This is a genomic window from Roseibium denhamense, from assembly GCF_009711415.1.
Classification (GTDB): domain Bacteria; phylum Pseudomonadota; class Alphaproteobacteria; order Rhizobiales; family Stappiaceae; genus Roseibium; species Roseibium denhamense.
On sequence record NZ_SMLZ01000113.1, the window covers coordinates 1 to 25,685 of the forward strand.

Annotated in this window: 24 protein-coding genes and 2 tRNA genes; 10 read left to right on the top strand and 16 right to left on the bottom strand. The window is 58.5% G+C overall.

Going from position 1 to position 25,685, the window contains the following annotated elements:
* Positions 1-24 precede the first annotated feature (24 nt).
* A tRNA-Gln gene (locus tag E1180_RS16375) sits at positions 25-99 on the bottom strand.
* A 149-nt stretch (positions 100-248) separates the two neighbouring features.
* Here E1180_RS16375 and E1180_RS16380 point away from each other — a divergent pair.
* Together E1180_RS16380 and E1180_RS16385 are read left to right on the top strand one after the other, a co-directional pair.
* Positions 249-419, top strand: a complete 171-nt coding sequence (locus tag E1180_RS16380) for a hypothetical protein (protein ID WP_155192646.1) — start codon at positions 249-251, stop codon at positions 417-419.
* A 17-nt stretch (positions 420-436) separates the two neighbouring features.
* Positions 437-513: transfer RNA gene (locus tag E1180_RS16385), tRNA-Pro, on the top strand.
* Between the two features lie 69 nt (positions 514-582).
* Here the strand turns inward: E1180_RS16385 and E1180_RS16390 are convergent.
* From E1180_RS16390 to hmgA, 8 genes are all read right to left on the bottom strand, one after another.
* Positions 583-3,024, bottom strand: coding sequence for a methyl-accepting chemotaxis protein (locus E1180_RS16390; RefSeq protein ID WP_155192648.1), 2,442 nt, complete (start codon positions 3,022-3,024; stop codon positions 583-585).
* A gap of 217 nt (positions 3,025-3,241) precedes the next feature.
* The gene (locus E1180_RS16395; protein WP_155192650.1) at positions 3,242-3,451 is read right to left on the bottom strand and encodes a DUF2783 domain-containing protein; all 210 of its coding nucleotides are present in this window, start codon (positions 3,449-3,451) and stop codon (positions 3,242-3,244) included.
* Complete coding sequence (locus tag E1180_RS16400; protein WP_283404549.1) at positions 3,448-5,070, bottom strand: FAD-dependent oxidoreductase; 1,623 nt, start codon at positions 5,068-5,070, stop codon at positions 3,448-3,450. Before E1180_RS16400 ends, E1180_RS16395 begins: the two co-directional genes overlap by 4 nt.
* 25 nt (positions 5,071-5,095) lie before the next feature.
* Positions 5,096-5,620: a DinB family protein gene (locus E1180_RS16405; protein ID WP_155192652.1), complete on the bottom strand. Its 525-nt coding sequence runs from the start codon at positions 5,618-5,620 to the stop codon at positions 5,096-5,098.
* Between the two features lie 3 nt (positions 5,621-5,623).
* Positions 5,624-6,583 carry an MBL fold metallo-hydrolase gene (locus E1180_RS16410; RefSeq protein ID WP_155192653.1) on the bottom strand — a complete coding sequence of 320 codons (960 nt, stop codon included), beginning with the start codon at positions 6,581-6,583 and terminating at the stop codon, positions 5,624-5,626.
* A 56-nt stretch (positions 6,584-6,639) separates the two neighbouring features.
* A complete protein-coding gene (locus E1180_RS16415) occupies positions 6,640-7,650 on the bottom strand; it encodes a fumarylacetoacetate hydrolase family protein (protein WP_155192654.1) in 1,011 nt (336 codons plus the stop codon).
* 22 nt (positions 7,651-7,672) lie between these two features.
* Complete coding sequence (locus E1180_RS16420; protein WP_155193053.1) at positions 7,673-8,524, bottom strand: MBL fold metallo-hydrolase; 852 nt, start codon at positions 8,522-8,524, stop codon at positions 7,673-7,675.
* A gap of 134 nt (positions 8,525-8,658) precedes the next feature.
* Positions 8,659-9,963 (bottom strand): homogentisate 1,2-dioxygenase, encoded by a 1,305-nt coding sequence (hmgA, locus tag E1180_RS16425; protein WP_425280926.1) that lies wholly within the window; start codon positions 9,961-9,963, stop codon positions 8,659-8,661.
* A 355-nt stretch (positions 9,964-10,318) separates the two neighbouring features.
* Between hmgA and E1180_RS16430 the strand changes: the two genes are divergently transcribed.
* Entirely contained in the window at positions 10,319-10,630 is a 312-nt protein-coding gene (locus E1180_RS16430) for a hypothetical protein (protein ID WP_155192656.1), read from the top strand.
* A gap of 325 nt (positions 10,631-10,955) precedes the next feature.
* Positions 10,956-12,248, top strand: coding sequence for a hemolysin family protein (locus E1180_RS16435; RefSeq protein ID WP_155192657.1), 1,293 nt, complete (start codon positions 10,956-10,958; stop codon positions 12,246-12,248).
* 57 nt (positions 12,249-12,305) lie between these two features.
* Here E1180_RS16435 and E1180_RS16440 read toward each other — a convergent pair whose 3' ends face one another.
* Both E1180_RS16440 and E1180_RS16445 read right to left on the bottom strand, forming a co-directional pair.
* Positions 12,306-12,776 (bottom strand): DM13 domain-containing protein, encoded by a 471-nt coding sequence (locus tag E1180_RS16440; protein ID WP_155192658.1) that lies wholly within the window; start codon positions 12,774-12,776, stop codon positions 12,306-12,308.
* Positions 12,777-12,881: 105 nt separating this feature from the next.
* The gene (locus tag E1180_RS16445; protein WP_155192660.1) at positions 12,882-14,357 is read right to left on the bottom strand and encodes a helicase HerA domain-containing protein; all 1,476 of its coding nucleotides are present in this window, start codon (positions 14,355-14,357) and stop codon (positions 12,882-12,884) included.
* Positions 14,358-14,675: 318 nt separating this feature from the next.
* On the opposite strand from E1180_RS16445, the gene E1180_RS16450 reads away from it, so the two are divergent.
* The 3 genes from E1180_RS16450 to E1180_RS16460 all read left to right on the top strand — a co-directional run bounded on the left by E1180_RS16450 (position 14,676) and on the right by E1180_RS16460 (position 17,188).
* A complete protein-coding gene (locus E1180_RS16450) occupies positions 14,676-15,491 on the top strand; it encodes a substrate-binding periplasmic protein (protein ID WP_155192662.1) in 816 nt (271 codons plus the stop codon).
* Positions 15,492-15,531: 40 nt separating this feature from the next.
* Positions 15,532-16,416, top strand: a complete 885-nt coding sequence (locus E1180_RS16455) for a substrate-binding periplasmic protein (protein ID WP_196220625.1) — start codon at positions 15,532-15,534, stop codon at positions 16,414-16,416.
* A 115-nt stretch (positions 16,417-16,531) separates the two neighbouring features.
* Positions 16,532-17,188, top strand: a complete 657-nt coding sequence (locus E1180_RS16460) for a cupin domain-containing protein (RefSeq protein WP_155192666.1) — start codon at positions 16,532-16,534, stop codon at positions 17,186-17,188.
* 130 nt (positions 17,189-17,318) lie between these two features.
* Here E1180_RS16460 and E1180_RS16465 read toward each other — a convergent pair whose 3' ends face one another.
* From E1180_RS16465 to E1180_RS16480, 4 genes are all read right to left on the bottom strand, one after another.
* Complete coding sequence (locus E1180_RS16465) at positions 17,319-18,068, bottom strand: SEL1-like repeat protein (protein ID WP_155192670.1); 750 nt, start codon at positions 18,066-18,068, stop codon at positions 17,319-17,321.
* 168 nt (positions 18,069-18,236) lie between these two features.
* Complete coding sequence (locus tag E1180_RS16470; RefSeq protein WP_155192671.1) at positions 18,237-18,782, bottom strand: DUF2867 domain-containing protein; 546 nt, start codon at positions 18,780-18,782, stop codon at positions 18,237-18,239.
* Between the two features lie 105 nt (positions 18,783-18,887).
* Positions 18,888-19,487, bottom strand: coding sequence for a nitroreductase family protein (locus E1180_RS16475; protein WP_155192672.1), 600 nt, complete (start codon positions 19,485-19,487; stop codon positions 18,888-18,890).
* A gap of 535 nt (positions 19,488-20,022) precedes the next feature.
* Positions 20,023-21,540 carry a malonate--CoA ligase gene (locus E1180_RS16480; protein WP_155192674.1) on the bottom strand — a complete coding sequence of 506 codons (1,518 nt, stop codon included), beginning with the start codon at positions 21,538-21,540 and terminating at the stop codon, positions 20,023-20,025.
* 247 nt (positions 21,541-21,787) lie between these two features.
* Between E1180_RS16480 and trhA the strand changes: the two genes are divergently transcribed.
* On the top strand, positions 21,788-22,441 hold the full coding sequence (gene trhA, locus E1180_RS16485; protein ID WP_155192677.1) for a PAQR family membrane homeostasis protein TrhA: 654 nt from the start codon (positions 21,788-21,790) through the stop codon (positions 22,439-22,441).
* Positions 22,442-22,520: 79 nt separating this feature from the next.
* Here trhA and E1180_RS16490 read toward each other — a convergent pair whose 3' ends face one another.
* Positions 22,521-23,273, bottom strand: coding sequence for a L,D-transpeptidase (locus E1180_RS16490; protein ID WP_155192680.1), 753 nt, complete (start codon positions 23,271-23,273; stop codon positions 22,521-22,523).
* A gap of 167 nt (positions 23,274-23,440) precedes the next feature.
* Here E1180_RS16490 and E1180_RS16495 point away from each other — a divergent pair, with 167 nt between their 5' ends.
* Together E1180_RS16495 and E1180_RS16500 are read left to right on the top strand one after the other, a co-directional pair.
* Positions 23,441-24,508: a dipeptidase gene (locus tag E1180_RS16495; RefSeq protein WP_283404548.1), complete on the top strand. Its 1,068-nt coding sequence runs from the start codon at positions 23,441-23,443 to the stop codon at positions 24,506-24,508.
* Between the two features lie 357 nt (positions 24,509-24,865).
* Positions 24,866-25,651 carry a GntR family transcriptional regulator gene (locus E1180_RS16500; RefSeq protein WP_196220627.1) on the top strand — a complete coding sequence of 262 codons (786 nt, stop codon included), beginning with the start codon at positions 24,866-24,868 and terminating at the stop codon, positions 25,649-25,651.
* The last annotated feature ends 34 nt before the right edge of the window (positions 25,652-25,685 follow it).

Here is a 25,685-nt window from a genome sequence, read left to right on the forward strand (position 1 = left end):
AAAATATTGAAATTCTGAGGAAAATGGCTGGGGTGGAAGGATTCGAACCTTCGCATGGCGGTACCAAAAACCGCTGCCTTACCGCTTGGCTACACCCCAAGGCCGTGGAGACGCTGTATAGCGATGCCTTTTGAAAAGCGCAAGCCTCTCCATCCGCATTCTTTTCCCCGCGTGGATAAGTTTTCCCCAGCTTGGTTATCGTCTTTTGGCACATCATCAAAAACTGTGCGCGCGGGCGCCCTCATCCCATGGCTGACCGGAAAGGCAAACGCCTTGCGGGCGGTCACTTCATTGGATTTATTGTTTATTTGAAAAAATGGATCGCGAGCCAAGCAAACAGCTTGCGCGCCTCTGGAAGCTTTGCTAAACGACGCTCCACGCAGCGAGGCCTTGCACTGCTGTTCCCGGCAGATTTATAGTAATCTGCAATTCAAGTCGGAGTGTAGCGCAGCCTGGTAGCGCACCTCGTTCGGGACGAGGGGGTCGGAGGTTCGAATCCTCTCACTCCGACCATTTTCCCAAAATTGACTTCAGATTATGCGCGGCCGTCTGGCTTTCGCGAATCCAAAACAACGACGCCTCTCAAACACCGGCGACACGGGTCAGGAACCGGTCTATGCCATCCTTGAGGTCGCGGTTGCGGCTTGTGAGATCCTCCGACGCGGACAGGACATTTTGAGAGGCAGACCGTGTCCGGGACACGGCGTCCGACAAGTCACTCATATTGGAGGTCACGGTGGTGGCGCTGTGCGCTGCCCGCTGGATATTTCCGGATATCTCGTTCGTGGCAGCCCCTTGCTGGGACACGGCCGCGGAAATGCCCTGAGTGTATCCGTTCACCTCATCCATGGTGCCCGAGATCGAGCCGATCGCCCTGACCGCTTCGCCGGTGGAAGCCTGGATCGTGTGGATCTGGGCCGAAATTTCCTCTGTTGCCCGTGAGGTCTGGGTGGCCAATTCCTTGACCTCGGCGGCAACCACGGCAAACCCCTTGCCCGCCTCCCCGGCCCGCGCCGCCTCGATTGTCGCATTGAGCGCCAGCAAGTTGGTTTGTTCGGCAATCGCCTGAATGAGCGTCACCACCTCCCCGATCTTGGACGCGGCCTCGGCGAGGCCCTGGACCTTGGCATTTGTGTCCTGCACCGCCTCCGTTGCTGTTGTAACGACGGCCGATGTCCGGCTGACCTGATCGCCAATCTCGGCAATTGAGGCAGACAGTTCCTCCGTTGCGCCCGCGACGTTTTCAACGCTCATGCTGGCATCTTCACTGACCCGTGCCGTATCTCCGGCCTGCGCCGCACTGCTTTCGGCAATTTCGCCGAGTGCCCGCGCAGTGCCGGTCATTCCGGCAGCTGTTTCGTCAAGCGCGGCCAGCAGGGTTTGAATGTCGTCCCGGAACGTTCCAATCAAGGCGTCCACTTCGTCCTGCCGGGCTGCCTGCTGATCGCGGCTTTCAAGGGCCTCAGCCTCAAGGCGCACCCGCGCGCGGGCGTTCTCCTGGAACACCTTGACCGTCCGGCTCATGTCGCCGATTTCATCCTTTTGGCCGGTGGACGGGACCACGACATCAATATCGCCCTCGGCCAGCCGCCCCATGGCGGCCGTTAAGGCGCGCGTGGGTTTGGTGATCAAAAGAGACAGCAAGAAAGCCAGAACACCGCCCAGGACGACAGCCGCGACGAGGGCCGCTGCAATCAGAGACAGAGCCGTATCGGCCTGCGCCCTGGCGCCGATGGACTGTTGCCCGGCAAGCCCCGTGATGGCCGTGCGCACCTGCGCTGAGGCTTCAGACAAGGCGAGCCGGCTGTCTTCAAGCCGTGTCTGTACGTCAACCATGGCCGCAAATTCACGCTCGAATGCAGCGACATCCTGTTCGACCGCCGCGACGGTTTCCGTGATTTCGGGAAAAGCCGCACTGTCCGCCTTCAGGGTGTTGGCAAGTAGCTGGAGGCTTGCAATCCGGTTGGCAACCGTATCGCTGCTGCTGTCATTCACGCCCGCAAAGAACTCCATCGTGACCGACCGGATTTCGAGGGACGCCTGCAGGAACTTGGAGGCATTTACCTTGACCAGATCGATGATGCCGAGTTTAGAGCCAGCGGATCTTGCCTCCTTGGACGCCGCATCGGCAGCTTCATAGGCGCGCTTCCTCAGATCCGAGGCCGTTTCATGTATACCGGCCAACAGAAGACCGGCCGCCGTGGCGGCTTCTTCCGGCAAGCCTGCGGGCGCGGTGGTATCCTCTGACGGGGCCCACTTTTCCTGAAAGGCAGCGATTTGAGCAGCCAGATCCTTGATCTTGGGGCCGTCGACACCGCCGACCTTCAGTTTGGCGGCCCGTTTGGCGCTTTTCTCAAGATCGAGCAGCCCGTCCAGAACGGCAGCGCTCAGGTCGGGCGCAAGACCGGCACCGGCCGCACCTGCCGTGACCATTTTGCCAAGCTCTCCGGACAAGTCTTCCATGCCCGACAGCATCCGGCCCAGCTTGTCCGCCCGGTTACGGGCGCCGTTCGCTTTCTTCGCAACCCCCCCGGCATCCCGCTGGATTTTATCCATCTGGTCGGTGATGCCCATGGCGAGGGTTTCGAGCCGGACCGCGGCCCGGATCAGGTTGCCAACCTGATCCTGCTGCGCGGCCACGGCCGCAGTTACACCGTCAAACTCGCTCTGAAGATCTGAAACCAGCGCGATCGCCTCATCCGCGGCGGCGCGGCCGCCATCGGTTCTGGAGGCCGCTTTCAGCCCCAGCAACGAGCTGTTCAGCCCGTCGATCCTTGAACGTGCTGTTTCGGCAAGCTCCGGTGTGCCGGCTGACAGGTAAGCTGCCTTCGCCTGCGCAACTTGTTGAAGATCCGCCATCGATGCGGTCGCCTGCCCGCTGAGGTCTGACTGGGCCCTTAGACCCAGAATGGCGCCCGTCCCAACGGCCCCGACGGCTGCGGCCACCAGCACCATGGTCACGAAGCCTCCGCCAACCTTCACGGATAGGCGCAGATTTTTGAGCGGTTCGAGCAACTTGGACATGTTTCCCCCAATAGTTGCTTCAATTGAAGCTCCAGGGGTTAAACAAAAAATGAAAAGCCTTTGATTTTACTCGCCTTTTCAATCCCGAATTAAATCGGGCCGATTTTGTCCATATGCACCAATGCGATACCTGAGAAATTTTCCAGGATAAAAATTTCCCAAAATAAATCCGCGGCCCCACTTTTCCGGTCCCGCCCCCACATCACAGGCGAAGGGACTAGTCTTTTACGGCACTGACCCCGGACGTTGCCGCACTTGCCAGAAGCCCCTCCAGAACAGCCTCATCGCCGATTTGGTTGGCCATAAGCAGGATCAAACGCGCGTTGAAGGCATCGCTGTCGGCTTTGCTCAAGCCCTCATGCGCCTTCAAAAGGCTTTCGTAGAACGCGTCAGGCTTTGTAAGCCCTGTTGTACCCATCCCGGTCATGCGTGCTCCTCTTCTTTCGCGCCAAGCGCCTTTGCAAGCGCTGCTTCTACTGCGGTCCTGTCGAATTCGAGCCACCGGGCCGCCACATGCTGATCGGGCCGGATCAGATAGACCGCCTTTGATTGCTCCCCCAAATACCGGTCACGGAGCTCGGGGCCGATATCGGGCCCGTGGATTGCCACACCGACGACCTTGAGCCCGTTCAGGCTGATGTCTTCCGGCACGCTGCAATTGATCCCGAGAACGACAAAACCACCCTTCAACCGGTCCAGCAGCCAGTCCGCTCCAAGAGGAGCGTCCGGCGCCGGGCTGCCCGGCCGTGTCCTCATCGGCAGGAGGTCCGTGTCCGCCCCGTTCAAAGGCGAGCCGTCATAGATACAAGGCACGGACAGCCGCCCGGAATTGACCAGAGGCCGCGCGAAGGCGTGGTCTTCAGCCAGATCCAGCACAGCATCGCGGAAGATCCGGCTCATTTCGGATTTCGGGGTGATGAAGTCGGTCGACCGGCTGCTCTGGAGGATGTTCTCGTCGGCAGCCATTTCCCGCTCATACGCATAGCTGTCGAGAAGGCGCTCCGGAGCCTTGCCTTCCAGAACCATTTTCAGCTTCCAGCCAAGATTGTCCGCGTCCTGGAAACCGGAATTCGCCCCGCGCGCGCCAAAGGGCGACACCTGGTGCGCGCTGTCTCCGGCGAAGATCACACGGTCATGGCGGAAGGTTCCCATCCGGCGGCACTGGAACGTGTAGATCGAGATCCACTCCAGATCGAAATCGACATCATCCCCAAGCATCTGCTTCAAGCGCGGGATGACGTGATCCGGTTTTTTCTCTTCTTCCTTGTCGATGTCCCAGCCAAGCTGCAAATCAATCCGCCAGACGCCGTCTGGCTGTTTGTGCAGAAGCGCCGACTGGTCCTTGTTGAAGGGCGGATCGAACCAGAACCAGCGCTCAGTGGGGAAGTCGGCCTTCATGACGACATCGGCGATCAAGAAATTGTCTTCAAAAACGCGGCCGGCAAATTCAAGGTCCATCATCCGGCGCGCTGGCGAGGCCGCGCCATCACAGGCAACCAACCACTCGGCCTCCAGCCGGTAGGCATCTTCCGGTGTTTCGACAATCAGTCGGGTGTGGCCTGCGGCCGGTTCGATTTCCGACACCCTGTTGCGGCCGCGGATTTCGATGGGTTTGCCTTCGGCCTGAAGCATACGGATGCGTTCGACCAGATAGAGCTCGCAGTAATATTGCTGCAGGTTGATAAAGGCCGGCCGCTTGTGGCCGTCTTCTGGAAGCAGGTTGAATTCGTAGACTTTCCGGTCGCCGAAAAACACCTTGCCCAGGTTCCAGACAACCCCTTTCTGGACCATCTCGTCGCCGCAGCCGAGCCGGTCGAAAATCTCCAGCGAACGTTTGGAAAAGCAGATCGCGCGGGATCCGACGCTGACCTTGTCATTCTCATCAAGCACCACGACCGGCACCCCGGACTGGGCAAGATCAATGGCAAGGGCAAGTCCAACTGGCCCCGCGCCAATGATGACCACGGGATGGCGGACCGGGCTGGCCGCGTCCTGGTCCTTGGACCGCTGATAGGGATAAAGCGGTACTTCAAACAGTTTCGTCACAGGGTCTCCTCCCAAAAGTCCCGTGTCAGAGATATTTGTGCGCCGCCGGATGACGGTCGAATTCCAGAAAGAACTCATCCAGCTGGGGCGGCGCAACGGAGGTTCCGGCCAGCATGGCGTGCACCTGTCCGCGATGATGAACCTGATGCTGAAACAGGTGCAAAAGCGTGTTTGCGATTGTCTCGTGAAAGATGCCGTTGCGGCCCCTGTCCTGCGGCACCTGCTTGCTGAGATCCTCCGCAGCCAGAGCATCGCAAAAAGCGATCAGCTGCCGGTCCACCTCCGCCTGCGCCGTTCCTAAAACGTCTGCCGTTTTCAAAAACGGGACATCAAAAACCGAAAGCCCCTGCCCTGCCCCGGTCAGTGCGTCCAGATAATACCGGTCGACTTCCCAATTGTGGTTCAGCGTTTCCAGGATCGAGGGAAAGAAGTTCGTTCTTTCCGCCTCGAACGCGTCCTGACTCAAACGGCAGCAGGCCTCATAAAGCCGCTCATTGGCATAAGCATTGTTGCGCGTCATAAGGCGGAGGTGATCAACGGGTGCACTCATCACTCAGCCCTGCAAATCCGCCCACATGTTCGCATCGCGCTCTGCAGTCCAGATGCGCGGCGTATCGATGCCCAGCGCTTCGTCAAAGGCCCGCGCGACATTGAACGGCAGGCAGTGCTCGTAGATCGCATAGTCCTTGAATTTCGGATCGCATTCCGCGCGGCAGGCATCCCAGGCCTCTTTCAAGGTTCCGCCGCCTTGAGCCACCCGGGCGACCGGCCTGTAGGTCGAGGTCACGAAATCAGCCGTGTTCGTCAGCGCCTTGCCGACCATCTCCTTGCCGACCAGCGCATCGCCGCGACCCGGCGCAATGGCTTCAACGTCATAATCGCGGATGGCCGCAAGTGTTTTCGGCCAATCGTTGAAATGGCCGTCACCGCAATAACAGGCCGAGTGGTATTCAACGATATCGCCGGTGAACATGACGTTCTGGTCCGGCACGTGAATGACAATATCGCCCGCCGTATGCGCCCGTCCCAGGAACCTCAGGTCCACCCGGCGCTTGCCCAGATAAACGGTCATCTTGTCGTTAAAGGTGGTGGTCGGCCAGGTCAGCGGCGGAATATCGGCGACATTGTCATAGCCCATGAACAGACGCGGAAAGCGCATGAATTCCGATTCCCGGTCTTCCGCACCGCGTTCCACGACCATGGACCGGGCTTTTTCGCTCATGATGATGTTTGGCGCCTGATACGCTGCGGCGCCAAGAACCCGCACGGCGTGATAGTGGGTCAAGACCAGATGGCTGATCGGCTTGTCGGTGACGGACCGGACCTTCTCGATCACCTTGTTCGCGAGCGCCGGCGTTGCCTGCGCCTCGATGATCATGACGCTGTCGTCGCCGATGATCACGCCGGTATTCGGGTCGCCTTCTGCGGTAAACGCCCAAAGATCCTTGCCGATTTCGGTGAAGGAGATCTTTTTTTCTTCCATGTCGCCGCTTGATGCGAATTGCTTGGCCATTCTGTATTCCCGTCGTTCACGAGGTTCGCGTCGTTCTTGGTCTTGATGAGGCGCCATCACGCGGCCGTTTCCACCGTTTGCTCAATCGCCCCGAAAATCGAGTGGCCGCCGGTGTCCTGCATTTCAATGCGCACCGTGTCTCCGGATTTCAGGAAAGGGGTTTTGGCCTCGCCGTGTTCAATGGTCTCGATCATGCGCAATTCGGCAATGCAGGAATATCCGGCGCCCCCGTCCGCCAGCGATTTTCCCGGTCCGCCATTCAGCTTGTTGGAGACGGTCCCGGAGCCGATGATCGTGCCAGCGCCAAGGGCCCGCGACTTGGCCGCATGGGCGATCAGACGGCCGAAATCAAACGTCATGTCGATGCCGCCATTCGCCCGGCCGAACGGCTCACCGTTCAAATCGACATGGAGCGGCAAATGCAGTTTTCCGCCTTTCCAGGCATCTCCCAGCACATCCGGCGTGACCGCAACGGGTGAAAAAGCCGAGGACGGTTTGGACTGGAAAAAGCCGAACCCCTTGCCCAGTTCGCCGGGGATCAATCCACGCAGGGAAACGTCGTTCACGAGCATCACCAGACGGATGAAATCCCGCGCCTCATCAGCCGAGACGCCCATGGGAACGTCGCCGGTGATGACGGCGATCTCTCCCTCCATGTCGATCCCCCAGGCGGGATCGGGCATACGGATCGGATCGCGGGGGCTCAAGAAGGTGTCAGACCCGCCCTGATACATCAGCGGGTCCGTCCAGAAACTGTCCGGCATGGTCGCGCCGCGCGCTTTGCGCACCAGCTCGACGTGATTCACGTAAGCCGAGCCGTCCGCCCATTGGTAGGCCCGGGGCAAAGGCGACAGCGCGTCATGCTCATGAAAGCGGATCATGGGCACGGCCTCATGGGAAAGGCTCTCGGAAAGCACTTGAAGCTTGGGCGCCGCATGTTCCCAGTCATCGAGGGCTGCCTGCAATGTGGCGGCAATATGAGTTGCCTCCGTGCAGTAGGTCAGCCGGTCATTGACCACCACCAGCTTTCCGTCGCGGCTACCGTCTTTCAAGCTCGCCAGTTTCATGAATAGTCCTCCCAGGCCCGTCTTACCTTTTGATTTCAAGCCCATCATGGCTGACGATGGTTGTGCCGGAAAAGGCTTTTGTCGCCTCGATCCATTCTTCGTGTTCAAAACCCAGCAGGTCAGCGGGAATAAGGTGGTTCAAAACCAGTGTTCCGGCGCCGGCGTCTTCGGCAATGCGCGCGGCATCCGGCGCCATTGTATGGCTTGCCAGAAGATGCTCGCGCAGGCGGGCGCCGTTTCCGGTGATCTCGACGATCTTCTCAACGCCGCGCGCCAGCATCGCCTCATGAACAAGAACATCACAGCCCTTTGCGAACCCGGCAAGCGGCGGGAAAAACGCGGTGTCGGCAGAGAAGACGACGGACCAGTCCGCGGTCTCAAATCGCAACGCAAAGCAATCAATCACAGGCGGATGATCAACCCTTAGGGCCGCAGCCCGGACCGCATCGTCCTCAAGCGGAATGGCGCCTTCGCCCAAGAGGCGGATTTCGACCAGGTCCCTGAGATCGGGCCGGCCCTCATCCTCGATCCGCAAATCTATGTCGTAGCGCATGGAGGCGAGAAAACCGTCCCAGTACTCCATCAGGTCCTGGGGTCCGAAAACCGTGACCTTTTTCGCAAGGCCCGCCGTCCAGGCCGTGTGCAAAAGCGGCCCCAGCTCCAGAACATGGTCAGAATGCATATGGGTGATGAAGATCAGGTCCAGATCCTTCAGAACCATGCCTGCCTCGACCAGGCCCCGGGTGACGCCAAGACCGCAATCGATCACACAACGGCGTCCACCGATCTCGAGGAGAGAGCTCGTTGGTGACGGCCCGCCTGGCCGGATCGCAGGGCCGCCCTTGGAACCCAATATGACGAGACGGTCATCCATATCCGCTTTGCCCTGCACCCACACACTCCTTGCCAGCATTCACAACTGCGCTTTGTCAAAAAAGCTGTCCCGGACTTGATCCGGGACCAACCCTGAAGGCCCCGGACCAAGTCCGGGGCGGCAAACAGTGTCAGTTACTTCCTATCCCACGTGCCTTCCGGTGTTCCGTCAAATTTCTTTTCAAGGCTGTCCCAGCAATCGATGTAATCGTCCTGCAGCGGGGCTTCCTTGGCGGCGTATTCCGTCAAGTGCTGCGGGAAGCGGGTCTCGAACATGAAGGACATGGTGTTGTCGAGCTTCTCCGCCTTCAAGTCCGCATTTGAGGCGCCCTCAAAGGCTTCATTGTCCGGACCATGCGGCAGCATCATGTTGTGAAGGCTCATCCCGCCCGGCACGAAACCCTGCGGCTTGGCGTCATACTGGCCGTAAATGTTGCCCATTAGCTCAGACATGATGTTCTTGTGATACCAGGGCGGGCGGAAGGTGTTTTCCGCCACCATCCAGCGCTCCCGGAACAGAACAAAGTCGATATTGGCGGTCCCCGGCACCCCGGACGGCGCGGTCAAGACGGTGAAGATCGACGGATCTGGATGGTCAAACAAAACCGCTCCGACAGGGCAATAAGTTCTAAGGTCGTATTTTACCGGCGCGTAGTTGCCGTGCCAGGCCACCACATCAAGCGGTGAATGGCCGATCCTGGTCTCGTGGAACTGACCGCACCATTTGACGGTGACCTTGCTGAGGGTTTCCCTGTCTTCATACCAGGCGACCGGTGTCTTGAAGTCGCGGCGGTTAGCCATGCAGTTGGCGCCAATCGGGCCGCGGCCCGGCAGCTCGAACTTCTGGCCGTAATTCTCGCAGACAAACCCGCGCGCCGGACCTTCAACAACCTCAACCCGGTAGACCAGACCGCGCGGCAGGATCGCAATTTCCTTCGGCTCCAGCTCGATAATGCCGAGTTCTGTGCAGAACCGAAGTATCCCCTCCTGCGGCACGACCAGAAGCTCGCTATCGGCGGAGAAGAAGTATTCATCCTCCATCGACTGGGTCGCGAGATAGACATGCGTTGCCATGCCGACCTGGGTGTTTACATCCCCGGCGGTCGTCATGGTGCGCATGCCGGTCAGCCACGTGAGATCGGCGTCGGCGTGCGGCACCGGGTCCCAACGGTACTGGCCCAGCGAAATCACGTCATCGCAAACGTTCGGCGCGCTTTTCCAATAAGGAAGATCGATTTTCTGAAACCGGCTGGTGTGCTTGACCGACGGCCGGATACGGTAACACCATGTCCGCTCGTTCTGATGGCTCGGCGCAGTGAAGGCGGTGCCGGACAGCTGCTCACCGTAAAGCCCATAGGCACATTTCTGCGGGCTGTTCATGCCTTGCGGCAGCGCGCCCGGCAGGGCCTCGGTCTCAAAGTCATTGCCGAAACCCGGCATGTACTGAAGCTCATTGGCAAGCGGCTTGCCACCTTTGCCGGAAACTTGCTTGTGATCGACCTTGTTCATGCGCGCGTCCTCCCAGGATCATGCCCCGTCAAATTAGTTACGTATGTAACTATTTCATCAGGCGGGGTCAAGGAGATCCGGAAAATGAATGGATGGGCTTCAAAAAGTGACAGGAGTTACCGGCCCTGGCTGCGTTTCAAAACGGTTTCCGGTGCTGCTGCCCATTCCCCTCCAACCGTCATCGCCTCACTGCGGCTTATCTGGCAGCCTCAATGGCAGCGTAGGCTTGATCCTATGCACATAGCCTGATATAGATGAGAACATATCATGAACATTGAGGTTTGAGATGCAGTTCGCCGCTCCCACGCAGGCCCGTCAGACCAGCAGCGCTTGCCCGCCCCCGGCAGACCTTGGGCAGCCGTTGGATGTTACCCGCAAGGATGTTGACCTGATGGTGCTTTATCTGCGCAAGGCCCGGGACCGGGCCCGCGACATCCGGGACCGTTCGCCGGCCGGAAGCTACATGGAAAGTGTCCTGTCGCGGACAATCGACGGACTGACTTTGGAATTGTCCCAGCTTGAATATCTGCTTGCGCGCAAACCCGCCGACGCGCCGGGCAATCCACCTGCCGGCACCCGAATGCGGCCGGCAATCTGAGCGGTTTGAGCCACCTTTGACAGACCGGCCCGCTGCAGCGGATCGCGTCATTCCGATTTCAGGTCCAGCGATCCGATAAGCTGAAGCCGGGCTAGCGCAGACCCAAGCAACCGGCGGAGCAATCCAACAACGGAAATGCTTCGCCCCTGCCAAATGGTCCATGAAATCCACCAGATTGTGTTGGGTTGATCACACTACGCTTGGCCGCCCCAAAGGCACCCTTTGGCGGAAATCGGCATGTGAACACCGTGTTTGCTTTGCGAAATCGCAGCCAGCCACATATGGTCCGCTCGAACGCTGTACTTATATATGAGCTCCCGGACACATGGTCATTGAAGCTGCAATCCTGTTCTGCCTGATCCTGCTGAATGGCGCCCTTGCCATGTCAGAGCTTGCCATCGTGTCCTCACGGCCGGCCCGGCTCAAGGCACGCAAAGACCGGGGCGCGAGACTGGCCTTGAAACTGTCCGAAGATCCCGGCCGTTTTCTGTCCACCGTCCAAATCGGGATCACCCTCGTTGGCGTGCTGTCCGGAGCCTTTTCCGGCGCCACCTTGGGGCTCAGGGTTGCAACGATGCTGGAAAGCTCGGGACTGTCGGCTGGCCTGGCACAGCCGCTGGGCGTCGGGTCCGTGGTCGTCGTGGTAACCTATTTGTCGCTGGTCATCGGTGAATTGGTCCCGAAGCAGATTGCCCTGTCCAATCCGGAGGGCATTGCCGCCCGCGTTGCGCCGGCCATGACCCTTCTGGCCTTCATATCCGCGCCGCTGGTCTGGATACTGGACAATTCCGGCAAGGTGATCCTGTCCGTGTTCGGCCAGGACCGGGGCCAAAAACAACGGGTAAGCGACGAGGAAATTCATCTGCTGATTTCCGAGGCCGAGACGGACGGCGTGATCGAAAAGGGCGAAACTGCCATGATCGCTGGTGTCATGCGGATCGCCGACCGGTCCGCAAAGGGCCTCATGACCCCGCGCAACGAAGTGAAGGTGGCCGATGTCAGCGAGAGCCGGGACGAAATTCTAAAGCGCTTCATTGAGACCGGACGCACACGCCTGCCGATCCGCGACGGCGGCGCCGACGAGATTATCGGGATCCTCCATATCCGGGACCTTCTGGCCTCTGACCCCAACGCCTTCGATCCGCGCAGCCTGATGATGAACGCTCCTGTCATTCACGACGGTCTGCCAGCCATGGAAGTGATCGACCGGCTGCGCGCCTCCCCGGAGCATATGCTGCTTGTTTATGACGAGTACGGCCATTTCGAGGGCCTTGTCACGGCCATGGATGTTTTGGGGGCGATTGCCGGAGGCTTTGACGAAGCCGAGGACGACCAACCCAAGATCGTGGAGCGCGAAGACGGCTCTCTCCTGGTCGCCGGCTGGATGCCGATCGATGAGTTCACGCACAAGCTGAAGGTCACGCTGGACGATGACGGGGACTACGAGACGGCCGCCGGGCTGGTGCTGTTCCTGTCCGCCGATCTTCCGAAAGTCGGCCACGTGGTGCGAATCGGCGATTGGCGGATCGAAGTGATGGATATGGCCGGGCGGCGGATTGACCAGCTTCTGGTGCAAAGATCGGCCCCGGCACCCGAAGCGGCACCCGAAGCCGATTGACGGGCCGCACGGCGCTGTCCCCAGCCTCAAAGCCGGCGCCGGTCCCGGCGCTGCCGGTCACCGGTATTTGGCGGCTGTAATAAACTCTGAAAACGCCTCGCACCAGACAAGAACTGTCGTGTAATCCTCCAGGCTAATTCCGTCGGGCACCTCCACGATAAACCCGTCGAAAGTCCTGATGTCCCCCAAGCGGACGGCGCCGTCCTTGACGGCCTCGAACCCGGCTTCGTCCTCAACGAACTCGCTCACCAGATACAGTTTGTAGTCCGGACCGGGTGAAAGCGCGCCTTCATGTACGATCTGGGTTGTCGACAAACTGATTGTGCCCTCTCCCCAATGCAAGAGATCACTGCCGGCAAGGTCACGGGTCAAGGTGGCCTGATACTGCGCCTGGTTTGCAGCAGCTGACAGCATTGCTTCGTCAGGGCCCTCGGGGGCGGTCAGGATCGGCAGGAAGTAAATGCCCAGGGCAAATCCTGCAGCCAGCATCGCACTATGAGAAAACGCCAGCAGGAGAAGTCTTATCATTTCGAGCCTCTATTCGGTTTTGCGGACAAGAGGTAAGATGCTGCCGGCAAAATACAATCAAACGGTGCTGACACTTACGTGGGCCGCGCGTGAAAGAGGTAGCCCTCAGGCGGCGGCCTCGTCGCCCGGCGCGGTTTGCCAGCCAAGATCGGTCAGGGTGACGATGCGGTTACCGCGCAGATCAGTTGCACAGACCAGAAAACCGCGTTCTTCCATATGGCTGAGCAGCCAGCGGGCGCGCCCTGGCGAACGCGTGCCATAAGCCGTTGCGATTTCCACATTGCCCGGACACGGCGCCTTGGCCAGTGCCGCCTTTGCCAGCAGCAGATAGACGCCGCGCATGTCATCGGGAAGTTCGGCAGCAATCAGTTCGGCCTGCTTCCAGTCATCGTCATTGACTTCAGCCGTATCGACCTTGGCCCTGGCAACCGCCAGTTTTTCCCGGAACGCCTGCAAATCGGGCGCGCCGCCCGCCAGCTTCGCGATCCGGCACCGCACCTGGAAATCCTGATAGAGCGATGCAATCGGCTGGAAAGCTGCCTCGTCGTCTTCCAAAATGCCGGCAATGATTTCGTCGATCTTTTCCTCGCGCTCACCAATATCAAACAGGCTTTCGGCTTGAGGTGCTTCCTCGGCCTGCGCCCGCTCTGCACTGGAGAGCTGATCCAGAACGTCACCCGTGGAGACAACAGGCTCGGCGATCCGGGGACGCACAGGCACGGCTTCATCCGCGCCGCGGGTAAAGATCAGGTCCTTGGCGTCTTGCGTCGGCTGGTCAGGCAAGGGCATCAATTTCGGGCTTCCGCCGCGTCCGGCCGTTTCAACGGGGCCGATCTTCACCGGGACAGGACGGCGGGACATGGCAGGCCCAAGGGCGATGAAATGCCCCCGGTCAAGATTTCGGAAGCTTTCTGCCTGCCGCCGCTCCATACCGAGAAGATCTGCCGCCCGGGCCATGTCGATATCAAGGAACGTCCGGCCCATGAGGAAATTCGAAGCCTCGGCAGCCACGTTCTTGGCCAGTTTCGCAAGTCTCTGTGTGGCAATGACCCCGGCCAACCCACGTTTGCGGCCCCGGCACATCAGGTTCGTCATGGCACCAAGAGACCTGCGGCGGGCCTCTTCGGTTACTTCTCCGGCAGCGGCTGGCGCAAACAACTGGGCTTCGTCGACAATGACCAGCATCGGGTACCAAAGGTCCCGGTCGGCATCGAACAACCCGTCAAGGAAGGTCGCCGCCGCCTTCATTTGCCGGTCGGCATCCAGGCCTTCCAGATTGAGCACAACAGAGACGCGGTGCTGGCGTACACGGGCGGCAATCATCTGCAGGTCTTTTTCGGTTCCAACCGCATCGACAACCACATGGCCGTACTTGTCGGCCAGCGACACAAAATCGCCCTCCGGATCAATGATCGCCTGCTGAACCCATTTCGCGGACTGCTCCAGAAGACGGCGCAGGAGGTGGGACTTTCCGGAACCGGAATTGCCCTGGACCAGCAAGCGGGTCGCCAGCAGCTCTTCAAGATCGAGCATTGCGCGCTGCCCGCCTGCCAAATCCCCGATGTCTATCTGAACCGTCATGGCGTTGCCCCGCGCGGTCCGGACCGCGCTCTATTCCTTTTTGTCTTTCTGGATGTCCTGCGCCACAGCGAGGGTGCAGTCCGTAGTCAGCACGATTCCGGCTTATATGCAAAGGCAGCGGCGGGGGAAAGCCCGGTTTTCCCAGACATCCACGGGCAGTGACGCACCGGGCAGCCGGACGTAACCTGCACCTCAGTTTAAATTGGAAAGCCGATTAATCTTACTCGCCGCGCGCACTGTACACACCAAGCACGATATGCTTCATTACTTTGAGACTCGACTTCTTTTCTCGGTAATACGAATAAGTGACCTAAAGACATGCACGTATTTCGGACACTTATCCTAGCCTCATCACTTGTGATTGCGTACCTCACTCCGGCTTCCGCAAATTCAGACGTGTGCCCGGTCCCCTTGAAGGTCCGGTTTTCAGTTGACTATCTCCCCTTCAGCCTCATGACGTCCGAAGGCCAGTTGATGGGCATTGATGTCGAGTTCGTCCAAAAGCTCTTTGAGCATTTGGACTGTCCGATTGAACCGGTCACCATGCCCTTCAAAAGGGCCATCATCGAGTTGGCGGCCGGGCGGATCGATATGATGCCGTTTGCGTCGATTACCCGGGAACGCAGAAGCTTCGCGCTGTTTTCGCTCCCCTACCGGAACGAGACAGCAGGCCTTGTTGTCCGCCGCGAGGAATTGCCGAACCTGCCCATCGATGAGTTGGACGACGTTGTCGACCTCGGCCTTGTGCTCGGGCATGAACAAAACTCCTATCGCGGCGAAACCTTCAAGGCTTTTTTAAAGTCCCCCAAGGCCGAAAAGCATGTGTTCGAGTTTGTCTCGTCCAGCGAAGGGATCCGCATGCTGTCGGCAGGCAGGATTGACGCGATTGTTGAGATGCCGGCAGCTGTTCTTGCCACGGCGCGGGAGATGGGCGTTGAAGCCGATTTCGCAGAGCATCCATTCCGGCTTTGGAGTGAGCCCGTGCACTTCATGTTCAGCCGCAAAACCGTCTCGCCGAAGCTCATAACCGCCGTGAACTATGCGCTCGAAGACCTTATCGCGACCCCGGAATATGTTGCCCGCTACGGCTCGATGGGTCTCCAGGACAATCCGAGATTCGACCCGGACGGCTAAACAAGCCCCAGACCGTCACCGCCCAAAGGAAACGCACGATATGGACCAGTGTAAGGCACTATCAAAAACAGATCCGCTTCCCTATGGGCCAATCCGCATAAAAAAAACGGTCTGGCGCCTCTTTCTCGGTATCGCCCTGATGTTGGTGGTCCTGACAAGCACGGCACGGTTTCCGGCGTCTGCTGAAAACTGTCCAAATCCGCTCCGGATTCACGTGCCGCAGGACTATGAGCCGTTTTCCTACAAGACGTCAGAAGGGCAGATCGTCGGCATCGACTTCGAGTTCGTACAAGCTGTTCTTCACCGGGCAGGCTGTCAGATCGAATTTTACGAAATGCCGTTCCAGCGCGCTGTCGTCGAGCTGTCGGCCGGGCGGCTGGACATGACGATGTTCTCATCGATTACAGATGAAAGAAGGGCGTTTGCCCATTTCTCCGTTCCATACCGGAACGAAACTGCCGGCTTAGTGATCCGCTCTGCTGATACGGGCAAATTCGATATCTCTTCCCTCGAAGATATCCTGTCTTTAAACCTTCTCTTGGCCCACGACATTGGTACTTATCGAGGAGATCCGTTTGAGACATTCCTGCAAAAGCCCGAAGCGCAAAAGCACATTGTTCAAGTGAGCGGATCGGAGCAGAGCCTGCAGATGCTTCTGAAAGGCAGAATTACCGCGATCGTCGAAACACCGGCTGCTGTCTTTTCGCTTGCCAGATCGTTGAACGTCGAAGACCAAATCGAAGAACACCCGTTCCTTTTATGGAGCGAACCGGTCCACCTCATGTTCTCCAACAAGTCGGTACCAAAAACATTCGTCGACCAGGTTGATGCGATTATATCCAAGCGGGTAACGACAGACGACTACCAGGCGCATTTCGGCTCCATGAGCCTGCAGACCGGGGACGGGAACACATCCACAAACTAGGGCGTTACTTACCAGAACCGCAATTGTGGCCGAAGCAGACTGTCCTGCCCCTTTTCCCCGCGCGCGGAAACGCCATTTTCATTGGCAGACTGTGTGAGGCGATTGGATAGACCTGATGAAAATACATGCTGATTTGTCAAAACGCGCGGCCGTGGACACATCAGATCTTGAATGGGTCCCCTCGCCCATGGCCGGTGTCGACCGGCGGATGCTGGAGCGCGATGGCGCGGAGGTGGCACGCGCGACAAGCATTGTCCGCTACGCAGCTGGCTCCGCCTTCTCTGCCCACACCCACGATCTTGGCGAGGAGTTTCTTGTTCTGGACGGTGTTTTTTCCGACGAAACAGCCGATTTCCCGAAGGGCATGTATGTCCGCAACCCGCCGGGCTCCCGACATGTTCCGTCCAGCGGCCCGGGCGCAGTCATCCTCGTCAAACTCCGGCAAATGGACCCGGAGGACGATGCCTTTATCCGTGTGAACACGCTGGATCCGGCCGCATGGCAGGACGGGCGGCCCGGCGAGACCCTGCTGCCGCTCCATGTACGCCCTGATGAAGAGGTGGTCATGTTGCACTGGTCTCCGGACACGCAGTTTGACACCCAGGACTTCCCGGCCGGTGCGGAGTATTTTGTTCTGGAGGGCCGGTTCAAGGATGCGGACGGCACCTATGATCAGGGCACATGGCTCAGGTTGCCGCCCGGCAGCAGGCAGACAATTTCAACTGATACCGGCGCCCACGTCTGGCGGAAGACAGGACACCTCGACCGTTAGGGCCCCTTTTCCGGGAAAGCTGAGGTTGCTGGGAGCGGATAAGTTGTGCTGCGGAAACCTTAGGAAATGGTGCCCGCACTCCTATTACTTGCCAGTCTCTGGAAATCCGGTGGGGTCAATCAGCGCCATTTTATTGCAGAGTATTTTCAGGGTCAAACGCCGTTATGCGGCCCTCCTTGACCTTTAACCGCTCCGGGCATTTCGCCAGTTCCTTGTCCAGATAGGCCTTGGCGAGCGCCCTGTTATGCCGAACGTCCGGAAAGGCCGCTTTAAGGGTATCCATGGCGCTGTCCTGGACCGCATCGCCCAGTGCAACGTTGTAGAGGGCTTTTGCACGGGCGCGGCTGCGGAAAAGACCCCTACCGGTCAGGTACCGCTCTCCCAGCGTCGCCCCGGCCGTCTCAAAACCTCCCGTCATGGCAAGATGGAACAAGCACAAGGTTTCTTTCCGAAAATCCGGCGCCTCACTGATGTGATTCATGTTGGTTTCGGCAAGGATGGCTTGCGCGACGGGATATCCAAGATACGCGGCAGTCATGTAACCGTAATAGGTGGTCCGGTAAGCCAGATCTCTCAGGGTTTCATATTCAAAAAGCCTGGAATTGGGGACTTTGAAGGGATGTGGCTTACAATCCGCCTCCCAAGTCAGCCAGGATAATTCGGTGATCGCAACGGGATCTTGGTGTTCTTGAAGGCTCTGAAGCCTTTGGTAGGCCTGCTGATCTCCTTTGCACGCAGCATCGCCAAGGGCGTTCATCGCCTCGCGCTGTTCCTGCCATTGCTTGGACAACAGATCGGCAGCCCGCGTCTGCGGAGCTAATGCAAGACAACCGGCCAAGAGAGCCGCAAACACCTGAACAAATCTTGTCGAAATCGACATGAACCTGCCTCCACGCGCAATGTGCCGGAGCGCCCATCCTTAGCGGTTCACATGTTTAACGTGTGTTTCAGATCACGTTTCCCGTCACGCCATGCAAGTCTGCTGAGACCTCATGCCGTCCAATGTCTTGGGACAGGCATGACGGTGGTGGATGCATGTTTGGTGAACTCAGACGGTCGGCGAAGGAGTACCCAGCGCTGTTCGCAGACCCGTTTTTACAATGAACTTATGAAAAGGAAGAATGGCCCATAGATAAGCATGGCCCGCCAGGTTATGGCGCCTGCAGCAGGTTGCCACGAACAAGCGTCCGTCTGCGCCTTGAGTCCGGTAAAGGCTCAGCCGGAAATCCTGATGCTTGTCATCTTCCCCCAAGACGATTTCATCGTTGTCCACGACGAAAATGCGGAAGAACGCGATCCGGTCGCCCTCTCCACGCTCCGTAACCGGTGGATTGCTGTCCACCATGGCCAGGTCCGCTGTGGTTTTAAGCCCAAGCGGTTTGACCAGTAGGTCCCGGAGCTTCAGCAGCCTCTTTACCCAGACCGGGTCCCTGGAAACCATGTGATCTGCAATCAGCCGGATGTCCATCGTCTGCAACTCTGGCCGCTCTGCGATCGAAATCGAAAAAACATCCAGGAAATCGGACGGGGCGCGGTAGGCATTCAAACGGCTCGCTGGTGGCAAAATCGCGTTCGACTGTACGGCGGCACGCATGGCTGGCTCCTTCCAAAGACCTGAAATCCTAGGTTTGACCATAGCCGGATTGCACGCACGCGGGCGGCGCACATTGTCACACCGCCCAGCGCACTCAACCTGCGGTCACGCAAATTCAGGCGCGTTAAAGGCGCCCTGGAACGCGATTTCGTTCAAGGACTTCCTCTCACTCGGCCGTTCTTGTTTCTGGAGTTCAGAAGACAATGCTCCGACCGGTCCCCTGCGGCCGATCAAGATTGCAACCTCTGCCTTGTAGCGCCCGGGAACACCCAATGTCTCATGCACCCGGTCCCGGGCAAGGCCTGCAACTGCATGCGCGTGATAGCCGAGAAGGCTCGCCTGCAGTGCAGCCTGTCCCCAGGCCGTTCCCGCATCGAAGGAGTGAAACGCATTTGGAATGGTCCCGTTCTCCTTCACGCCATCGACTTCCTTGTCTGAAAACAAAAACACCAGGGCAGATGCGCCATGCGCCCAGCTGCCATTGAAGTCATCCAGCAATGAATAAAAGGAACTCCAGGTGCTGTCGTCGCGCCGGGAATAGACGAACCGCCACGGCTGCACATTGAAGGCAGACGGTGCCCAGCGGGCGGCTTCCAGAATGGTCAGCAAATCCGCCTCCGGCATGGTTGATCCATCGAAACTGCGGGGCGACCAGCGGTTCAAAAACAAATGATCGACAGGAAATTCTGAGTGGCGTGCTGGCATGAGATTTCTCCTTTTTATCTCGCGGCCCGTCCGGACCGAAACTGTCCAGCCGTAGATAGCCACTCTTTATCTTTATATCAAGATACTTGTTTACGAGAATTATTATCGCGAGATATTTGCGCGTTCACTTCCCCGTTTCGGGGCAGGCAACAAGCGCCCTTCCCCTGCTCCGAAACGGGCTGAAGGCCGGGACGGTGACTTGGAACTGCTCGATTAGACAGATGAAGCGCAGCGGTGAAACCGGGCCGACCTGCGTTCGGGTAAAGGCCGCGCTGGTCAAGGAAGGGGTTCGATGGCGCCGGCATTCCAGACAACTGGCTTAGGCCTGCGGTGCTTCCGGCAATCTGGATAGCGCCCTCGCGGTCACAGCATGTGGCGATAAATGCTATGAATAGACGATAACTATCCGGCGCGCTGGCAGCGGTATAAGAGAGCCTGTCAGGACTGGACTGCGGTAAACAAGGGCGCCTGCGTCCAAGTGCTTATTATGGCAGCTGCCGCTTTAGCCATCGGGCGGGGTGCCCGAACCCAACTGCTACAGTCCTTCAAAGTCGCCCTTGTATTGGTCACGCAGAACCTTTTTCTGGATCTTGCCCATGGTGTTGCGCGGCAGATGGTCCAGAACATGCACTTTTTTGGGCTGCTTGAACTTTGCAAGCTTGCTGGACAGGGCAGCGAGAATGAACGCCTCATCCGGCGTTGCACCCGGGTCCGGCGCAAGCACGGCCACCACGCCTTCTCCAAAATCAGCATGAGGCACGCCAATCACGGCGCTTTCTGCCACCCCATCGATTTCATCCAGCAGAGTTTCGACTTCGGCGGGATATACATTGAAGCCGCCGGTGATGATCAGATCCTTCTCCCGGCCGACAATCGAGACATAGCCGTCTGTATCCATCCGCGCCATGTCTCCGGTGATGAAATATCCGTCGGCCCGGAACTCCTGAGCGGTCTTTTCCGGCATGCGCCAGTAGCCTTGAAAGACGTTCGGACCTTTCACCTCGATGATGCCGACGTCGCCCTGCGCAACCTCGCGGCCTGTCTTCGGATCGGCAATTCTCAGTCCCACACCTGGCAGCGGAAAACCGACCGTTCCCGGACGCCGGTCGCCGTCATAGGGATTGGACGTGTTCATGTTGGTTTCCGTCATGCCGTAACGCTCCAGGATCTTATGACCCGTGCGGTGTTCAAACGCCTTGTGCACTTCTGCCGAAAGAGGTGCCGATCCGGAAATGAACACGCGGAAATGACGGACAAGATCACGGGTGAAGGCCTCAGACCCCAATAGGCGCGCATAGAAAGTTGGAACGCCCATCATGCTTGTGGCTCCCGGCAAGAGGCGCAAGACGGCCTCCAGATCGAATTTCGGAAGAAACAGGAGCGAACCGCCCGCCATCATCAGACAGTTTGTAGCAACGAAGAGCCCGTGCGTATGGAAGATCGGCAAGGCGTGCAGAAGGACATCGTCTTCGGTAAACCGCCAATACTTTGCAAGGGTTTGGGAATTGGAGGCCAGATTGGCATGGCTGAGCATGGCACCCTTGGAGCGCCCGGTGGTTCCGGACGTGTACAAAATTGCGGCAAGGTCATCGTCCTCCCGCGGGCAGTTTTCGAACTGCTCCGGCATGCTGTCTGCAAGGCTCGCCAGTGGACCGGTTCCGGCCGCGCAAAGCGTTTGCAGAACGGCGCCGGTGCGCGCCGCGATATCGCTGAGAGCAGCTTCATTCTTCGAATCGCAGACGAACACCACAGGCTCGGCATCTTCCAGAAAGTAAGCGACTTCCGCCGGGGTATAGGCTGTATTCAGCGGCAGAAACACGCCTCCTGCCCGAATGGTGCCGAGATAGAGCATCAGGGCATCCGGTGTCTTTTCCACCTGAACAGCGACCCGGCCGCCCGGCTTCAGTCCCAGCTTTTTGACGGCACCTGCATATTGCGCCGATCTTTTCAGAACCTGTGCATAGGTCATTGTGACACCGTCGCCGGTTGTCAAAAAGACCTTGTCCAAAGAGGGGATGAAAGCGGTAAGGGTGTCAAAAAGATGATTGCTCATGTGACCTGGTATCGCCATGGAGAAACGCGCGTGCCGGAACCGGCAGCTTGACCCCACCGTTTAATCAAGTCTGCCGCTTGAGAGCAAGGCGGCCGGTCCTTGGGATAACTGCAACCGGCGCCCTTGCAAGAAACGACAGCGGTGAGAGCACGCGGTGTCCCGCGCCAGATATGCGTGATACGGTCGTGCTGAATCACACCGGTGCTGCGCTCGAGTCGCGGCATGTAAATTCCAGAAAGGACAAGACTTGAAGGCCAGATCCCAGACCTTTGCCGAGCTCATCGCAGACGGAACAGTTCATGTAATCGGGATCGGCCTTGGTATCGCGGCCACAATCATCCTCGGCGCTACGCTTTGGGATGCAGGCGATCCCGCCCGTCAAATCAGCGTACTGATTTATGCCGCCTGTCTGATGGCCATGCTGGTATGCTCCGCGCTCTACAACATGATCGCCAAGGACAACAAAACGGGCGTTCTGCGCCGGCTGGACCATGCCGCGATCTTCCTGATGATTGCGGGAACCTACACACCGTTGACAGCCGTTATCATCGGGGGCTGGACCGGCGGAATTCTGCTTGCCATCGTCTGGACCGGGGCACTGACCGGCGCGATCGTCAAACTCTTGAACCTTCAAGGTCTTGACCGGCTGACAGTGCCGATCTGCCTCGGACTTGGGTGGGTTGTCGTTTTCTTCATCAAACCGCTCTTCGACAACGCGTCGGCCTTCGGCTTCTGGATGATTGTCGCAGGCGGTCTGCTCTACACCTGCGGGACGGTGTTTTATGCGTGGAAGAACCTGAAGTTCCAGAACGCGATCTGGCACGCGTTCGTTCTGGCGGCTGCCATCTGCCACTTCACCGCTGTCTTCTATGACGTCGCTCTCGCAGCTCCAAAACCCTGAGAAGGCTTCGAAGCCGCCGATATAGATCCGCGGGCGATAAATCGGACCCGATTTACCGCCAATGCTTAAGCGTTAGCGGTCAGCCTTCCGCCGGCTTGTTTTTCTGCGACTGCTCTTCGGTCAGAACGATGACGTCCGTGCGCAGCGGCACGCGGTTGAACAAATCGATCACGTCTTGCTGCCACATACGGATGCAGCCCGAAGAGACGCTTTTGCCAATGGAGTTCGGCTGGTTGGTACCGTGAACCCGGTAGAGCGTGTCTGTCGCGCCTTGCCACAGGTCCATGGCCCTAGCTCCGAGCGGGTTTCTGAGCCCAGCCGGGAAGCCTTTTTCCCAGTAGCGTTCAAGGGACGGCCTGCGGGCAATCATTTCCCGTGGAGGGCGCCAGATCGGGTGGACACGCTTGACGCGGACCTTGGCATCACCCGACCACGCAAAACCGGCCCGGCCGACACCAATGCCATAGCGCAGCGCCTGTTTGCGCGACAACGTCCAGTACAGAAAGTTGTCGTAAGGATCGACAATGATCGTTCCCGGCTTTTGGCGGGAGTCATACTCCACCACCTGGCGCCAATATTTTTGGTCGAACTTCTTGTAGTTGATCGCAGGCCAAGTGTAGTCGCCATCCGGCAAAGCTGCATAGGCTGAGGCGTAGTCGAAATCCTCTCCCGGCAAATCCGGCTGGTCCGGCAGCCCGACAAGTTCCATGGTTTGACAGCCACTCAGGGCGGCAGCGGTCAAAGCCAGTCCGCCGCCAAGCAGCGTCCGGCGGCTTAGTGTGCTTTGGACAGCAGTCTCACCCGAACCGGTCAAAAACAATTTGCGCGTCATGCAGCCTCCAGAAAGTCCGCCTCTTCTTGAGACAGCTCCCGGCAACTTGCAAGTCACATTCGGTGGAAATCACTTCCTTTCCGCCAATTCCTGACCACAATTGCCGCTGAGTGTGACAAGTCTTCAACGCATGCCCGTTTCCGGCGAAAAGTATTCAAGGACAATTCGTGCCCCATTTCGAAAACTCCCAGTCCATCCCTGTTTTTGACGGACATAACGACACCCTTTTGAAGCTTGTCATTGAGGACATTCAAAAGAAACCGCGCAGCTTTTTCGAACGCTCCACGAAGGGGCATCTGGACTTCGAGCGCGCGCAGGATGGCGGATTTGCCGGAGGACTGTTTGCCCTTTTCGTTCCTTCGGATCCCAATCAGGACTTTTCAAAACCGTTCAATCCGAAGGACCCCAACAGCTACCGGCCCGTGCCGCAGAAGGACGCCTTAAGCTTCACATACAGGATGATTGAGAAGGCAGAGCTTCTTGCCGGCGAATCCGAGGGCGGTTTCAAAATCTGCAAATCGCCGGAAGAGCTGCGCGATGCCATCAAGACCGGACAAATGGCCGTCAGCCTCCATATTGAAGGTGCCGAGGCCATCGATGACGAGTTCTATGTGCTTGAAGACCTCTACAAACGGGGCCTCCGGTCTTTAGGCCCGGTCTGGAGCCGTGAGAACATTTTCGGTTACGGCGTGCCGATGGATCATCCGGCGTCGCCGGATATCGGCCCAGGCCTGACAGAAGCCGGACGGGATCTGGTGCGTGCCTGTAACAGGCTCGGTATTCTTCTGGACACGTCCCATTTGAACGAAAAGGGATTTTGGGACGTTGCGCGCATTACCGACCGGCCAATCATCGCGAGTCATTCTAATGCGCATGCGATTTGTGCCAGCAGCCGCAACCTGACCGACAAGCAGCTTGATGCCATCAAGGAGAGCGGCGGTCTGGTAGGTATCAATTTCCATATCGCGTTCCTGCGGCCGGACGGTGCCTATAACCGCGATACGCCAATTGATGTCATCGCGGACCATGCTGCCTACCTGATCGACCGCCTCGGCGAAGATCACGTTGCTCTCGGGTCCGATTTTGACGGCTGCCTGCCGCCGAAGGATCTGGCCGATGTCACTGGTTTACCTCGGTTATTGGAGACTTTCTCCGAGCGGGGGTTCAGCGATTCCGTGATCGGGAAGCTGGCCTACAAGAACTGGCTGTCTGCACTGGAAACCGCAGCCGCATGACCATGTTGGCCGCGCAAAACGCGCGCCAACTGCCCTGGAGTTCTGATCACGATTACGCGACATCGCGAATTTGTTACCGACCGTTTGGAAATAGCAATTGCAAATGCTGTCAGGAATGGGACAATGCACGCATTGTTAGTTTTAGCAGCCATATAAGCGACACGAGATACTAAAAACATTTGCCCGGCATCAGTGGCTCACACATTGCCCCGGGCCCGTCCATCGCAAAAACAAATGGCTGCGGACTTTGACAGCGCCCCATCGACCCTTCCAATCGTGAAGCGGTTCTGATCAAGCATGCGACCGGCGGAGAGGGCTGCCGGTCACATCACGCGCTGTCATCTGACGAAGGGTGCTATGGGGGGCAGCAACGGAATGATGCAGGGGCTCGCGGACACAGCAAAACCGCAAACCGCAACGCCGCAGAAGCGTGCGACGAAATCCAGCACAGTCTATCAAGATCTGAAACGCAAGATTTTAACGGGCGGCCTCACAGCGGACAGCCCGATTACCGAACAGGCGTTGGCGCAGGAATATGAGTGCTCCCAAAGCACCATCCGGGAAGCCCTGATGCTATTGCAGGAATACGGGCTCGTGGTGCGCAAGGGGTATCAGGGGACATTCGTCACGAACCCGACCCCGGTCGAGGCGGCACTGCTCCTGACGATCCGGATCGACCTGGAGACGGCTGGGGTGATGCAATCTGTCGAGCGGATACAGGCCTCCGAGATCGCAACGCTTCGCCAACTCGGCACCGAATTCGAAGCCTGCCGTGCAAGGCGCGATGTTTTTGGCGCGGCCGAGATTGACCGCCAGCTGCACACCAAGCTGTTCGAACATGCCGGTCTCCCGGTACTCGAGCCGATCCTGACCCGCACGATCATGCAGCTCCAGCAAATCATGCTGCCGCGTCCACGCGGTGAAAGTGCCTGGACCACTCCAATGGTCACGCCACATGATGCGATCTTCGATGCGCTGGAGGATGGGGATAAAACAGGCGCCGTCGCAGCTGTCCGGTCACACATCCTTTCAAGCGCTGTCCGCCTGGCGCCGCATGTCTATGGAGAAAACATGGCAACGCTTGGCCGGAACCTGGATCAGGGCAGCGCCGACGCCCCTAGCCTTGTCCGCTCTGCCGGGTAGACCAAACCGGACTTATCTAAAGGGAAAGCCGGCC